The 14,796-nt window shown below is 60.4% G+C and carries 13 protein-coding genes; 3 read left to right on the forward strand and 10 right to left on the reverse strand.

Going from position 1 to position 14,796, the window contains the following annotated elements:
- Nucleotide 1: 1 nt before the first annotated feature.
- From FB466_RS11950 to FB466_RS11970, 5 genes are read right to left on the reverse strand one after another with little or no spacing between them, the layout of a single operon-like run.
- Complete coding sequence (locus FB466_RS11950) at nt 2-790, reverse strand: 2-keto-4-pentenoate hydratase (protein WP_141918605.1); 789 nt, start codon at nt 788-790, stop codon at nt 2-4.
- On the reverse strand, nt 787-1,821 hold the full coding sequence (gene dmpG, locus FB466_RS11955) for a 4-hydroxy-2-oxovalerate aldolase (RefSeq protein ID WP_141918606.1): 1,035 nt from the start codon (nt 1,819-1,821) through the stop codon (nt 787-789). The genes FB466_RS11950 and dmpG overlap by 4 nt, the downstream gene beginning before the upstream one ends.
- Nucleotides 1,818-2,759 (reverse strand): acetaldehyde dehydrogenase (acetylating), encoded by a 942-nt coding sequence (locus FB466_RS11960; protein ID WP_141918607.1) that lies wholly within the window; start codon nt 2,757-2,759, stop codon nt 1,818-1,820. The genes dmpG and FB466_RS11960 overlap by 4 nt, the downstream gene beginning before the upstream one ends.
- Complete coding sequence (locus FB466_RS11965; RefSeq protein WP_141918608.1) at nt 2,756-3,547, reverse strand: 2-keto-4-pentenoate hydratase; 792 nt, start codon at nt 3,545-3,547, stop codon at nt 2,756-2,758. Before FB466_RS11965 ends, FB466_RS11960 begins: the two co-directional genes overlap by 4 nt.
- Nucleotides 3,544-5,010 carry a 2-hydroxymuconic semialdehyde dehydrogenase gene (locus FB466_RS11970; protein ID WP_141918609.1) on the reverse strand — a complete coding sequence of 489 codons (1,467 nt, stop codon included), beginning with the start codon at nt 5,008-5,010 and terminating at the stop codon, nt 3,544-3,546. Before FB466_RS11970 ends, FB466_RS11965 begins: the two co-directional genes overlap by 4 nt.
- 129 nt (nt 5,011-5,139) lie before the next feature.
- Between FB466_RS11970 and FB466_RS11975 the strand changes: the two genes are divergently transcribed.
- Nucleotides 5,140-6,027 (forward strand): ParA family protein, encoded by an 888-nt coding sequence (locus tag FB466_RS11975; protein ID WP_141918745.1) that lies wholly within the window; start codon nt 5,140-5,142, stop codon nt 6,025-6,027.
- Nucleotides 6,028-6,158: 131 nt separating this feature from the next.
- Here the strand turns inward: FB466_RS11975 and FB466_RS11980 are convergent, their stop codons facing one another.
- The 3 genes from FB466_RS11980 to FB466_RS11990 all read right to left on the reverse strand — a co-directional run bounded on the left by FB466_RS11980 (nt 6,159) and on the right by FB466_RS11990 (nt 8,036).
- Nucleotides 6,159-6,707 (reverse strand): MerR family transcriptional regulator, encoded by a 549-nt coding sequence (locus tag FB466_RS11980; RefSeq protein WP_141918610.1) that lies wholly within the window; start codon nt 6,705-6,707, stop codon nt 6,159-6,161.
- 177 nt (nt 6,708-6,884) lie between these two features.
- A complete protein-coding gene (gene ftsR, locus FB466_RS11985) occupies nt 6,885-7,577 on the reverse strand; it encodes a transcriptional regulator FtsR (RefSeq protein ID WP_141918611.1) in 693 nt (230 codons plus the stop codon).
- Nucleotides 7,578-8,036 (reverse strand): FHA domain-containing protein, encoded by a 459-nt coding sequence (locus FB466_RS11990; RefSeq protein WP_246054651.1) that lies wholly within the window; start codon nt 8,034-8,036, stop codon nt 7,578-7,580.
- A 426-nt stretch (nt 8,037-8,462) separates the two neighbouring features.
- Between FB466_RS11990 and FB466_RS11995 the strand changes: the two genes are divergently transcribed.
- Together FB466_RS11995 and FB466_RS12000 are read left to right on the forward strand one after the other, a co-directional pair.
- Complete coding sequence (locus FB466_RS11995; RefSeq protein ID WP_141918612.1) at nt 8,463-10,160, forward strand: DUF885 domain-containing protein; 1,698 nt, start codon at nt 8,463-8,465, stop codon at nt 10,158-10,160.
- A 37-nt stretch (nt 10,161-10,197) separates the two neighbouring features.
- Nucleotides 10,198-11,499 carry an MFS transporter gene (locus tag FB466_RS12000; RefSeq protein WP_141918613.1) on the forward strand — a complete coding sequence of 434 codons (1,302 nt, stop codon included), beginning with the start codon at nt 10,198-10,200 and terminating at the stop codon, nt 11,497-11,499.
- On the opposite strand, the gene FB466_RS12005 is transcribed toward FB466_RS12000, so the two are convergent.
- Together FB466_RS12005 and deoC are read right to left on the reverse strand one after the other, a co-directional pair.
- Complete coding sequence (locus FB466_RS12005) at nt 11,496-13,289, reverse strand: SLC13 family permease (RefSeq protein WP_141918614.1); 1,794 nt, start codon at nt 13,287-13,289, stop codon at nt 11,496-11,498. The two genes, FB466_RS12000 and FB466_RS12005, sit on opposite strands and share 4 nt — an antisense overlap.
- 770 nt (nt 13,290-14,059) lie before the next feature.
- Nucleotides 14,060-14,782 (reverse strand): deoxyribose-phosphate aldolase, encoded by a 723-nt coding sequence (gene deoC, locus FB466_RS12015; RefSeq protein ID WP_141918615.1) that lies wholly within the window; start codon nt 14,780-14,782, stop codon nt 14,060-14,062.
- Nucleotides 14,783-14,796 lie beyond the last annotated feature (14 nt).

Here is a 14,796-nt window from a genome sequence, read left to right on the forward strand (position 1 = left end):
ATTATTCTCCTCCTGAAAAACGCGCACTCACGGTGCCTAACTTGGACACACGAGCGGTCACGGTCGTGTGCTCACCAACGGCGGTGGCGATGGTCGCCGCCCCGGCCAAAATGATCGTGCCAGCGGGCAGAGCGAACCCGTAAGCTGCGGCCATCCGTTTGGTGGCATCGAGGGCTCGCAGCGGATTCCCCAGGATAGCCGCGGTTGAGCCAGACTCGACGACATGCCCGTCTAACTCCAGGGTCACCCCACAATTCGAGATGTCGAGATGGGGGGCACGCGGACCGAACGGAACCCACTGGCCCACTGTGTAAGCCGACGCAGAGGTGTTGTCGGCGACAACATCCTCAAGCGTGAATTTAAAGTTGCGATATCGAGAATCAATGAACTCAATTGCGGGGGCAACCGCATCCACCGCATCGTAGACGCTCGACCGGGGGTCGGCGGGATTAACGTTGACACCCAGGCGAAAAGCAAGCTCGGGCTCGGCCCGCACATGAATAAAGCGCTCTCGGTCAAGGATGCCGCCGTCTGCCACGGCCATATCGCTTGTGATCTGACCCACAATAACGTCCGACAGTCCCATCTGGGCAGCCTTGGCCGGGTTGGTAAAACCAAGCTTCACCCCCGTGACGACATCCTGGCGATCAACCCGCAACTGAACCACACGGTGCTGGATATCGTAGGCCTCGTCGAGAGTGAAGGGTGTCTCCAGGCTGACCTGCGGCACCGATTCGGCGGTACGCGCAGCGGTGTCAAGCAGATGAGCAATGCGGTCAAGGTCGGTCACGCGACGGCCCCCTTCGCGGAGGCGAGATCGAGAGCAATGTCAACCAACATGTCTTCCTGTCCGCCCACCATGCCGCGACGACCGGCCTCAATCAGTACCTCGCGCACGTCGAGCCCGTGGGGGGCAGCTGCACGCTCTGCATGCAGCAGGAAGCTGGAGTACACACCGGCATAGCCGATCGTCAGGGTCTCCCGGTCAACCCGCACAGGACGAATCTGAAGTGGGCGCACAAGATCATCAGCAGCATCTTGCAGCCGGAAGAGGTCGCACGTATGGTCCCAGCCCAGCAGGTTAGCGACCGCGATAAAGGCCTCGATCGGGCAGTTGCCCGCGCCTGCACCCATACCAGCGAGGGAAGCGTCCACGCGACGGACGCCGTTCTCGACCGCGACGACACTGTTGGCAACGCTGAGCGAGAGATTCTCGTGAGCGTGAATACCAATCTCGGTCTCAGGCTTGAGCACGCGGCGATAGGCCTGAACCCGCTCAGCGATGCCCGCCATGGTGAGACGCCCACCGGAGTCGGTCACGTAAACGCAGTTCGCCCCATAAGACTCCATCTTCAGGGCCTGCTGAGCAAGCTGCTCGGGCTCGGCCATATGACTCATCATCAGGAAGCCGGAAACGTCCATACCATGGTCTCGAGCCCATCCGATGTGCTGCGCCGCAACATCCGCCTCGGTGCAATGGGTCGCAACCCGTACGCTCTGCACGCCCAGCGCCTGTGCGCGTTCGAGGTCAGAGATACGACCAATTCCGGGCAGGACAAGCGTGGTCAGCCGGGCACGAGTGATCACGGATGCCGCGGCCTCGATCCAGGCCTCATCGGTGTGCAGCCCGTGGCCGTAGTTGACGCTCGACCCAGAGAGCCCATCACCGTGCGAGACTTCAATGGCATCCACGCCTGCGACATCAAGCGCGGCGGCGATAGACATCACCTGGTCCACCGTGTACTTATGGGCAACGGCGTGCATACCGTCACGAAGGGTGACGTCCTGAACGTAAAGTTGCGGTTGCTTGATCACAGTCATGCGTTCACTCCCAGCGTGCGAGATACCAGACGCTCCGCTGCCCGGATGGCGGCCGACGTCATAATGTCGAGATTGCCTGCGTACTCGGGCAGGTAGTGGCCAGCACCGGACACTTCCAGAAAGACGGAAATTTTTGTTCCGGCAAACGCGCGACCAAGAGCCGGTACATAGTCTTCAACGATCTCTTCAAACTGCACAGTCTGCTTAAGAATGTATCCGGGCACATACGTGTGTACATCGGCCACCATACGGGTGACCTCCTCGCGGACAGCATCACGATTGACGGGGCCCCCACCAGCACCGGTAGCCAGGCAGAAAACGGTATCGCGCATCACCATGGGCGGCTCGGCCGGATTGAGTACGATGATGGCTTTTGCCCTCTCGGCTCCCCCCACCTGCTCCAACGCTGCTGCGGTTGTCTCGGTAAACTCGTCAATGTTGGCGCGCGTGCCGGGGCCAGCAGATTTCGAGGAGATTGAAGCGACAATCTCAGCGTAGGCCACGGTTGCCACACGGGATATTGCGGCCACGATCGGCACGGTGGCCTGGCCACCGCATGTGACCATATTGATGTTATCGACGTCTCCAACAGCGTCAAGGTTGACGGCGGGGACCACGTAAGGTCCAATCGCGGCGGGCGTCAAATCAACCATAATCTTGTTCTGTGCACGAAGCGCGGCATAGTTGTGCCGATGCGCACCGGCGCTGGTAGCGTCAAACACCACCTGTACACGCTCGAACTCGGGCAGGGCGAGCAGACCCGCGACGCCCTCATGCGTCGTCGCCACCCCGAGACGGCGGGCGCGGGCAAGGCCCTCGGAGGCCTCCTCAATGCCAACCAGGGCAAGCACCTCAAGCTGGTCAGATATTCTCTTAATCTTTATCATCAGATCGGTGCCGATATTGCCCGACCCGATGATTGCGACTCCAGTTTTCACGCTGATACTCCTTCGGTGAAGATTGCGGTAACGTCGCCCAAACCGTCAAGTCGGGCCCGATACGCGCCGGGGCTCGTTACCGGGACCATCGCCCCCAAAGCACCGGACAAGATAACCTCGCCAGCACACAGCGGAGTGCCGCGACGGGCGAGAGTGCGGGCCAGCCACGCGACCGCGATGATGGGTGACCCCAGGCAAGCAGACCCGATGCCGGTCGATACGGGCTGGCCGCTATGCTCCACCACCATGCCCATCGCGGGTAGCTCGAGACCGCTGAGAGGTCGAGGAACGGTGCCAAGCACCAGAGCGCCACTTGAGGCGTTGTCCGCTACAGTATCCACAATCGTAATGTCCCAGTTCTGGATCCGTGAATCAACAATCTCGAATGCCGGTAGCACATAGTCTGTCGCAGCGATCACATCGGTAATGGAGAGAGTGGGCGACTCCAGATCTCTCCCCAAGATAAACGCCACTTCAGCCTCAATCTTGGGCTGAATAAACCGGTCAAGCGGAATCGGCTCACAATCCGAATAGACCATGTCGGCAAAAAGCGCCCCGTAGTCAGGCTCGTTCACGCCCAACTGGGTCTGTACCACCCGTGAAGTGAGGCCAATCTTATGTCCGACAACCTGAGCGCCCGCGTCGATACGGTGGTTGGTGATGATCTGCTGCACCTCATAAGCTGCCTGCGTATTACCCACCCCGATCAGGTCACGCACGGGTAGGCAGGGCGTCCCCATCCGCTCGGCAGTCATCAGGCGGTCGGCCGCTCGTGATACCTCGTTCATGAGGCTACACACACATTGGTCAGCTCGGTGTAGAAGTTGAGAGAGTGCTGGCCGCCCTCGCGACCAATGCCCGACAGACCAGATCCGCCAAAGGGCGAACGAAGGTCCCGAAGGTACCAGGTATTGACCCAGGAAATACCCACCTCCATACGGCGGGCGACCCGGTGGGCACGATCAATATTGCTCGACCACACCGATGCGGCCAAGCCGTAATCCGTATCGTTCGCAAGATGAATGCCCTCCTCCTCCGTGTCAAACGGCACTAAGCCAGCGACCGGGCCAAAGATCTCATCACGCATCACGCTCGCGCTGTTGTCCAGTCCAGCCCACAGCGTGGGCTCTATCCAGGACCCACCCGCAAGATCGGCCCCCAAATCCGGTACACCACCCCCGACAAGCACCTCGGCACCTTCGGTGAGAGCCGTTGCGAAGGCTCCCTGAACCTTGACACGGTGCTTGTCCGAAATCAACGGGCCCGTAGTGGTACCCTCGGCACCCGGGCGACCGAGGCGAAGACCCTTGGCTTTCTCTACCAGACCGGCCACAACCTCCTTGTAGACGCCCCGCTGAATGTAGACGCGCTCAGTACAGAGACACACCTGGCCCGTGTTTGTGAACACCGACCGGGTGAGACCCTCGACCGCTCGCTCCACGTCACAATCGTCGAAGACAAGTGCAGCGTTCTTACCGCCCAGTTCAAACGAGACAGGCAATAACCGGGGTGCAACCGTCCTCATGATGGTCGATCCCGTGGCGGATGCGCCCGTAAAGGTCACACCGTTAATACCGGGATGTTCCGTAAGAAACTGTCCCGCGGAGTTACCACCGAAACCGTGAACCACATTGTATACACCAGATGCCGCGCCCGCGTCACGAATAACCTCAGCCAAGAGAGTCGCCGTGCTAGGCGTATCCTCGGAGGGCTTAACCACAACCGCATTGCCACAGGCGAGAGCGGGAGCCACCTTCCAGGTCAGAAGCAGGAGGGGGAGGTTCCAGGGCACAATGATTGCCACGACACCGAGCGGTTTGCGCACCGCATAGTTGAGCGCTGTGCCGCCCCCGGCGGTGTCAGTCAGAAAAGACTCGGTTCCCGCCGTTGAGATGATGTCGGCAAATGTGCGGAAGTTGACCAGAGCACGCGTGACATCCATCTGCTCCGCCAAGGCCAAAGGCTTACCCGTATCGGCAACCTCTGCGGTGACAAACTCATCGAAACGGGACTCTATACCATCGGCGATGCGCCTCAACAGTGCGGCCCGCTCAGCAACGGTGGAGGAGCCCCACGGACCGTTGAGAGCGGCGCGCGCGCCAACAACGGCGGCGTCAACGATGCCCCTGTCAGCTTCATGAATGAGGGAAACCAGGGAACCGTCAACAGGGTTCGTGTTCTCGAACGTGGCGGTTCCCTCAACGAAGGAACCTGCAACAAAGTTCTGCAGTTCAGCGGGGGATGAAGTCATGGCCTCATCGTATTGAGCCGCTTCATGCAAATCTAATGCCTATCCGGCTGCGAATCATGCCCATTTAGGCATACCCCGATCGGCACGCTATTAGCACTTGGCCAGCTTGTAAAGGTACGCTTGGTTCTTGTGCACGTATTGAGTATTAGTTCCCTTAAAGGTGGAGTGGGCAAAACAACGGTAACGCTGGGCCTCGCGTCCGCAGCATTTTCCCGGGGTTTGCGCACACTCGTTGTTGACCTCGACCCGCAGTCCGACGTATCAACCGGCATGGACATCGACCCCACTGACAAGCTCAATATCGCCGATGTACTGGAAAACCCCCGGGAGAAAACCGTACGCGAGGCCATTGCTCCCAGCGGATGGACCAAGCAACACGGCGGCACCGTTGACGTACTCATTGGCAGCCCGGCAGCCATTAACTTTGACGGCCCGCACCCGAGCATCCGTGACATTTGGAAACTTGAAGAGGCCCTTGCCAATATCGAATCCGAGTACGACCTTGTACTCGTAGACTGCGCCCCGTCGCTCAACGCTCTCACTCGCACTGCATGGGCGGCCAGCGACCGTGTTCTTGTCGTGACCGAGCCCGGACTCTTCTCCGTGGCCGCCGCCGACCGCGCCCTGCGTGCGATCGAGGAAATTCGCCGAGGCCTGAGTCCACGGCTACAGCCCCTCGGTATCGTCGTCAACCGTGCGAGGCCTCAGTCGATGGAACATCAGTTCCGCATCCGTGAGATGCGAGAGATGTTTGGCCCCCTCGTGCTCAACCCTCAGCTACCCGAACGCACCTCGCTTCAACAGGCCCAGGGGGCAGCAAAACCTGTTCACGTTTGGCCCGGTGAAAACGCACAGGAAATGGCCGGGTACTTCGATCAGATCCTGGACCGTGTTCTGCGTTCCGCCGACTTAGACAGCAGCAACGGCACTAACACTCGCTCAACGGCTAGCTCAGCAGAACGCAACCGCAAAGCGAGCACCCCCCAGAAGCCCAGCGACGAGGGTTCTGACAGCTAGTCTCGTCGCGGGCTATCTCCCGGACACCAAGGATCCTCTCAACGGCAGCGACGGCCCTCGTTGACGATAGGCGGGTTCCATAAAAATCGCCCTCGCCCACGGTGTGTGGACGACGACGAGCTCAGTACATGTTAGGAAATCCGACGGGAGGCCCGACGAACAGCAAGTTCGTCAAGCGGATCTTCCTTATGTTCATTTAAATCCACAAGGCTATTTTCCACCTCGCGCAAAACCTTACCAACTGCAATGCCAAACACTCCCTGGCCTCGGCTCACGAGATCGATGACCTCATCGTTTGAGGTACAAAGATATACGCTGGCTCCATCACTCATCAGCGTCGTCTGAGCAAGGTCATGGACTCCTGCTTCGTGGAGTTGCTCGACCGCCGTGCGGATCTGCTGAAGAGAGATACCCGTATCAAGCAGACGCTTAACCAGCTTCAAAACGAGAATATCCCGGAAACCGTACAGACGCTGAGTGCCCGAGCCCGATGCCGTGCGAACAGTCGGCTGAACCAACTCAGTGCGGGCCCAATAGTCCAACTGACGATAGGTGATCCCGGCAGCACGGGCAGCCACTGCACCACGATATCCACCACCCTCCTCCGGCTCAGGCATACCGTCGGTAAAAAGAAAACCGCTGTCGTAACGAGACGCCCCTCCGGGGGTGATGTCGCTCATTCCGTGTCCTCTCCTAGCCTTGGCAGCGCGCTGAGTGAGCGGCCTGTTTACAACGGTATCTTCGAGGAGCGGCAGAGGCAACGACATCCGCTTAATAGTTTCGGCGTGTCGTCAGGAACTATGAGAAAATCACCCTCAAATACATTATCTAGATATTGTTTACCGCACCCGCCGTCGTTAACGGCCCAGAATCGTGCGCATGAGGCTAGCGCGCACAAGCTCGACGTGCCCCACAATCTCCGTCGCCATTTCGTCAGCACGCGCCCTGCTCACCCCGTCACCACTCCGCCTGATCGGGGCAAGCGCAGAGGAGATCAGGTCGGCTTCCCGCTCGGCGGCCACGCGCACCTGACGCAAATGACGTGGCTCAATACCCAGGCGCTGAAGCGATACAAGGGCGGTTAGCACGGCTAGCGAATCCTCGGGGTAGGCTTCCACCGCGGGGAGGAGGCCCGCGGAGATAGCGTCGTTCAGAAGCAGCGGCGGCGCCTGAGCCTCGCGAAGAAGAACTTCTCGAGTGAGCACCCGCCGCAGAGGCAGAATGGACGGCGAAAGCGAGGCGTTTCCACCCGGAAAGACAACATCCCGGCCGGCGTCACAATCAATCAGGTAGGAGCAGATCACTTTGAGAGGCAGGTAGTGATCGCGCTGCATGGTCAAAATTAAACGTAATCTGTCCACATCCGCCACAGAAAACTTACGGTACCCCGCTTTAGTACGCGAGGGAAAAACGAGACCCTGTTCCTCGAGAAAACGAAGCTTGGACGGTGTGAGATCGGGGAAGTCCGGCCTCAGCTTGGTCAGCACTTGGCCAATGCCCAGGAGAGCCCGCTCATTCCCCTCCGATGCGCGAGCAGCATCGGGAGACACTTAGTGCGCCTCGTCTCGAACCAGGTCGCGGCGCGAAGCGTAAAACGTCAGTTTGAACTTGCCCACCTGGACTTCGGCACCGTCAGTCAGGTCGGTAGGTCCATCAATGCGAACCCCGTTGCAAAACGTACCGTTCAGGGAGTTCATATCGGAAACGTGGAAAGCCGTGCCCGCCCGAGTAAATTCGGCGTGACGACGCGAGACCGTAACATCATCAAGAAAAATAGAGACCTCGGGGTGACGGCCCGCAATCGTGGAGTCGGTATCAAGAAGAAACCGTGCGCCCGCATCGGGGCCACGGCGAACAATGAGCAGAGCAGACCCGGAAGGAAGGGCGGCAATCGCCTCCTGCTCTTCCGTGCTGAGCTCGTTGCCCATGGCGCCAAGCAAGTTACTAAGCTCCTGGCCGAAGGCCGCCGTAGACTGCGTATTTGTGCTGCCGGGTGTCTCGTGGGTCACTGAACTATTCCTGCCATCTCATTGCGATTGCCATGCGGCGGGTATGACGATTTACCCTCCCCGCTGGGGACTACGCTACAGGAGTTTTGTCCCCCCTGCTGAGCCAATGTGATCCTCCACCGGACAGTAGATAACAATGTCATACACGGTTAACATTCCCGACATAGACGCGCGATGTTCTCTCCACTGGCATGAAAGACGACCGTTGACCGGGAGAAAAACTCTCGACAGCCACAACAAGACGATCAAAGGAGCTGAGAAGAGGATGGACTGTTTCCGCTCGCTCGACCAACACACACGGTGAAGGATGACGCCGTTACGGGTGAGCGGGGAGGAATCCAGGCGGGTCGAATTCGCCCGCTATAACACCACGGCCGGACAGTCAGACCATTTACCGCGCGCTTGCCGACGCGATATGGTCGAGAGATGCTAGAGCCGGATCCCTCGCAGAACACCCCCCATACCCCCGCAGCCCGCCTGCCCACTCACCTTGATCGTCTGGCGGAAAGTTGGCTGACCACCCAGGTCGCCCATAATCCTGCGCTACGCGTGCAGCTTGGCCTGTCCGGCGCAACTGACGAGTATGCCAACTATTCTCCGAGTGGTAGTGAGCAGGCAGCATCCGATGCCGCCTCGGCCCGCGCACTCGTGCGGCAAGCGACGGTAAGCGATCAGGAAGACGAGGTAACGCGCCGAGAGCTCCTCCGCACATTTGATGACATCCAGGATTCCTATGACGCGGGGCTGCACCTCAGCGATGTAAATAACATTGCCTCGCCGGTGCAGGACATCCGTGATGTCTTCGACCTCATGCCCACCGGGACAATCGAGGATTGGGCCGCCATTAGCCGTCGTCTCAACCGTGTACCTCTGGCACTCGACGGCTACCGAGAAACCCTCACCCGGGGGCTAGCTCGGGGTGCAACAGCGGCTCAACGGCAGGTGAAATACGCCAGCGAGCAGGCCAGCGAGTGGTCACAGCCCGGCGGATTTTTTGGGAGCCTTACGGCTCGGGCGCACCCGGGCGACGGCAGCGAGGTCCCGCCATCCCTACGGCACGACCTTGAGACCGCCGCCCAGCGGGCTGCGGATGCCTACTCGGCACTCGCCACCTTCCTCAGTGATATCGTCGCACCAGCCAGTCGCGTGGAAGATGCCGTTGGTCGAGACCGCTACAGCATCGCCTCTCGTCGGTTTCTTGGTGCAACAATTGACCTTGACGAAACCTACGAGTGGGGCCTTGCTGAGTTGGCACGCATCGTGGATGAGCAGAAACACACCGCTACAGAAATACGTCCTGGTGTCTCCGTGCACGAGGCCATCAGTATTCTCGATGCCGACCCCGCGCGCATCATCTGCGGCACCGAGGCGCTGCGGGAGTGGATGCAATCGACATCAGACAGGGCAGTCGCCGAGTTGGGGGCGGCGCACTTCGATATTCCGGATACCATTCGTCGGCTAGAGTGCATGATCGCGCCAACCCAAACGGGCGGTATCTACTACACCGCGCCGAGCGCCGACCTCAGCCGCCCCGGTCAGATGTGGTGGTCAGTTCCACCCGGAGTGACAAAGTTCACAACCTGGCGCGAACTGACAACGGTGTACCACGAGGGCGTTCCCGGCCACCATCTTCAGCTCGCCCAGACCGTTGTCTCCCCCGCCCTCAACGAGTGGCGACGGCTCGCTAATTGGACCAGCGGCCACGGGGAAGGTTGGGCTCTGTATGCCGAGCGGTTAATGGGGCAGCTGGGTTACCTTGACGACCCCGGCGACCGACTCGGGATGCTCGACGGCCAGCGGATGCGGGCGGCCCGCGTGGTGCTCGACATCGGTGTGCATCTGGGCAAGCAGCGACCCGACGGTACGGGTCGCTGGGATTATGACTATGCGATCCGTTTCATGCGTCAGAACTCAACACAGAGCGAGGGATCGTTGCGGTTTGAGGTCAATCGCTACTTCGGTTGGCCGGGCCAGGCACCGTCCTACTCAATCGGCCAGCGTATCTGGGAACAGTTGCGAGACGATTACCTCACTCACGGTACCCTCCGCGAGTTCCACAGCGAGGCCCTTGCCCTGGGTGGACTCGGTCTCGATACGCTTCGCTCCGCCCTCACCCCCCGGTGAGTCAGGCAGACACAACACGGGCGATCCGGTCCCCGTCATGACGCGGACGCTTCGACCGGTGAGCGGTAACCCGATTCGCCGTGCCTGGTATATCTGGGGGGCCGCAGTCCTGTGTTATATTGTGGCGATATTCTCTCGGACGTCCCTATCTGCAACGGGAATTAACGCCGCCGAGCGCTTCCATATCGACTCGGCGACGCTGTCGGGATTCGCGGTTTTACAGCTCGTGGTATACGCAGGAATGCAGGTGCCCGTTGGCGTTCTGATTGACCGGTTTGGCGCACGCAGCCTCATCGTGACGGGTGCCAGTATCATGACTGTGGGACAGATTCTCCTTGCGCTCACGGACGATACGGGAGCGGCCATCGGGGCAAGGGCGCTCGTGGGTGCCGGCGACGCGATGACCTTCATCAGCGTGCTCCGGCTGATTCCCGCGTGGTTTCCCAACCGGCACATCCCCATGCTCACTCAGGTAACGGGGATGCTCGGACAACTGGGGCAGATTGCAAGCGTTGTTCCCCTCGTGATCGTACTCGACCGCTTCGGCTGGACAACCGCGTATCTCGGCATCGCCGCGATCACAGCGTTCGGAACCCTTCTCGGACTCGTGGTTATTCGCAATGCGCCGGTAGAGGTCGAAGGACCAACCGGGTCCATCTCGCTTCGCTCTGCACTGGGAGGCCTCCCGGAGAGCTGGCGACACCCTGCCACACGGCTCGGGTTCTGGTCGCATTTTGTCACCCCGTTTGCGGGGTCGAGCTTCACAATGCTCTGGGGATTCCCGTTTCTGATCGCGGGAGAGGGCTTCAGCCGTGACACGGCCTCGGCGCTTTACATATTCCTCGTAGTGATCAGCCTGGGCTGCAGTGTCGCAACGGCACGACTAGTGGTCCGGCATCCGCTGCGCCGCTCGTGGATTGTACTCGGCATTGTCGCCGCTCAGGCAAGCGTCTGGACCTGCCTCCTGTTCTGGCCGGGGTCCGCGCCACTCGCACTAGTGGGGGTACTCATGGTGACATTCGCTGTTGGTGGTCCCGGTTCACTCATCGGTTTCGATTTTGCCCAGCAGTTCACGCCCGCACACCGCCTGGGCAGCGCAACCGGGCTCATCAACACGGCGGGCTTCATCGCAGCAATCGCGGCGCTCTTTTTCTTCGGAGTCGCCCTCGATCTTCACGGTGCCGGTACCCCCTCGGATTACACACGCGAGGCCTTCCGCACGGCGATGCTGGTCTACTACCCCATCTGGAGCATCGGCACCGTCGGTGTGTGGCGCTCACGAGCCGCCCTCCGCCGCTGGATCGCCGACAACCCAGCATCCGCATTGCCCGTTAGCTAGAACGGCCAGATAACGGGAACAAGCAACACCGCCACCACACCGTATAGCAGGAGGAGCGGCAGTCCCATCTTCCAGTAGTCACCAAAACGGTAACCTGCCGGCTGCATCACCATCATGTTGGCGGGTGTAGCCACGGGAGTGAGAAAGGAGGCCGAGGCCGCGATACACACGGCCATGAGAAGCGGCATCGGCGAGAGCGAGAGTTCCGAAGCCACAGAGATGGTGATGGGAATCAACACAAGCGCCGTGGCCGTGTTACTGATCAACTGGCCCAGCACCGCGGTGAGCACAAAAATTCCGAGCACGATCAGATGCGGGCCGTATCCGCCGATGAGACCAACCACTCTGTGCGCGATGAGTGCTGCGGCACCGGTGGAACTGATCGCGATCGACAGGGGAATCATTCCACCAACAAGAATGAGCGTGGTCCAGGAGATCGACCGATGCGCTTGCTCCACCGTGACCACGCGGCACAGCACCATGGCCATAGCTGCGACCAGGGTCACCACCGCGGGCGGAAACAAACCCGTTGTGAGCAGGATAATCATCGCAGCCGTAATGATCAGGGACCACCGCGCCGACCGTCCCAGGGGCACTGTTTGACGACGAATGGTGTCGGGCTCATCAACCAGTAGAACGTTCGGATCATCGGCGTTGTCGGCCAGAGCCGCCCAGCTCCCCTGAAGTAGCAGGGTGTCGCCCGTGGCAAGCGTGATCTCGGACGAACTCAGATCTTCTCCTGCCCGCTGTACAGCCAGGATTACGAGTTCCCCGCTATCGGTAACCATGCCAGGAAAAACCGTCTCACCCACAAACGCCGAGCGCGGGGACACCATCACCTCGGCCACACCGTAGTTTTGGGTGATGAGACCGTTGGCCCCGGCGATCCGTTCCAACTGCTGCGAACGCGCGAACGCCTCCAACTGGGCTGGACCGCCACGCACGACAAGGTAATCGTCAACCCTTAACTGTGCAGTGCGGACAGGTCGCCCTGATCGGGTCTTCACCGCGACCACAGAAACGCCAGGGTAGTCGGACAGGTTAAGTCCCACGGCGTCCTGCCCCGCCAGAGGAGAGGTGGAACGGATGCGCAGCCGCCACAGGTCATCGTCATCCAGGTACTGAGCCAGGAGCGCCCGAGAGTGCCCGCTCAGATCACGCGGCAGCAAACGTGCCGACCGCTGGGGCAGCAACCGCTCACCACACAACACCACGATAATGATGCTGCCAACCAGGAGGGGTAGCCCCACGAGGGCGAATTCGAAGAAGCCCAGCGGTCGGCCACCGGAGGCACCCTCTGCCGCCTCCGAGATTAAGACGTTTACCGGCGAACCGGTCAGGGTCAGGAGAGAACCGGCATGGGCACCAAAGGCGAGCGGCATTAAGAGTTGTGAGGGAGAGCGGCCCAGCCGCACCGAGATGACGACCACCATGGGCAACAGGGCCGCGACCGCACCATTAACGCTAATGAGGGCCGTGAGAAAAGCTACGGTGGACATCACAAAGACCAAGAGACGACCGCGTGATTTTCCGGCGCGGCGGATCATTTGCTGGCCAGCCCAGGTGGTCACTCCGCTGGCATCAAGGCCCTCACTGACGACAAAGAGGGAGGCAATGAGGACAATCGTAGGATCGGAGAAGCCGGCGAAAGTCTGCTGAAGGTTCAGCACTCCGGTGGTAAAAAGAGCCAGGCACACGCCCAAGGCCACGATACCCACAGGCAGCCTGTTCCAGATAAAAAACACCACCGACAGGGCCAGAACAACAAGAGTGATCGCAATGTCATTCATAGGGAAAAACACTACCGCCCGAGCGAGCATTAGGGAATGCTCTGGTCACATCAGCGTGTACTCGTCCTAGGGCGTGTTGCTCAACCCGATCTGATGTTTCGCGGGCGAGGCTTCAGTAGTGTTGCGTGATGTGATCTCAGATCAGATGTGGGCGGCTGTTCCCGCGGGCTGCGGCCACGGCCCGGCGGTTTCGGCTGCGACCGGAGTGTGCCCTGGCCGACAAAAGCTACCCTTCTAGCGCCAACCGGGGTTGGTTGGGGCAGCGGGAGATAGCCTCAAGGGTCCACGGCAGGATTCGCGCAATGTTCCTCGCGGCGTCAATTCCGCGATGCTGAAACCCGGAGAACGTGAGTCCCGTCACCCTGACGGCCTCGCCCAGTCCGGGCCGCTTCCGCACACCTTGGGTCTCAGCGAATACTTCTTTCAGATTGCGGTGCGGCATGGGCAATGGGTTCACGCAACGGTGCAGGCGCACGTCCTGGGCCAGCTGGTTGAAGTCGTACGTTCCCCACGATCCCCACCAAGCAACCCCCATACTCTGCGACCGGCGCAAAGTTAGCCTTGACGAGAACAGCGCCGATCTCAATAACCTCCATCGCACCGCGATGAATTCTGTTGTTCGCGTCGCACGTCGCCTCGACGTCGAAGACCAGCCCATAATCGTTCACCACACCGCCATGTCTCGAGAACTAACACTCGCGCAAACAAATTCTGAATCAGGTTAAGGTTTTTCGTGCCGACCACGGCAAATCAGGGTTTAGCAACGCGCCCTAGTATCCGATGGGACCGCTCTCCGTCCTGACCGAAGGGGTGTCCCATTCGGTCAGGATGCTCGCAGAGCTTGACAACCCGAGACGGGTGGCACCGGCCGAAACCATCTCGAGAGCCTGAGCCAGTGATCGGATGCCCCCGGAGGCTTTAACCCCCAGCCGCCCCCCAACCGTATCCGCCATGAGCTGTACGGCATGGACGGTGGCACCGCCGGCCGGGTGAAAACCCGTAGAGGTCTTCACGAAGTCGGCACCCGCGGACTCTGCGGCGTGACACGCGGCAACAATCTCGGCATCTGTGAGGGCCGCCGACTCGATAATAACCTTCACTAAGGCGGGGGCGGGAACGGCATCACGTACGGCACGGATACCTTGCTCCACACGGTCGAAGCGGCCAGCCTTCACCTCGCCAAGGTCAATCACCATGTCTACCTCGTCGGCACCATTCTGAACTGACAGGGCAGCCTCACCCGCCTTAATCGACGCGGCGTGGGTACCAGAGGGGAACCCGCAGACGGTCGCCACTCTCAGCCCGCTCCCAGCGGGAATCTCGACGGGAAGCAGCGACGGTGACACACACACCGAGAACACACCCAACTCCAGGGCCTCGGCAATCAGAACGTTAACGTCCGCTGGGGTCGCCTCCGGCTTGAGTAACGTGTGGTCGATTAGCGTGGCTAGGGCCGCGGCCGATTCGATACGAAGGGGTTCTGGGGTGGTCATCGGCGTCTGCTTTC

The organism is Klugiella xanthotipulae (assembly GCF_006716695.1).
GTDB lineage: Bacteria > Actinomycetota > Actinomycetes > Actinomycetales > Microbacteriaceae > Klugiella > Klugiella xanthotipulae.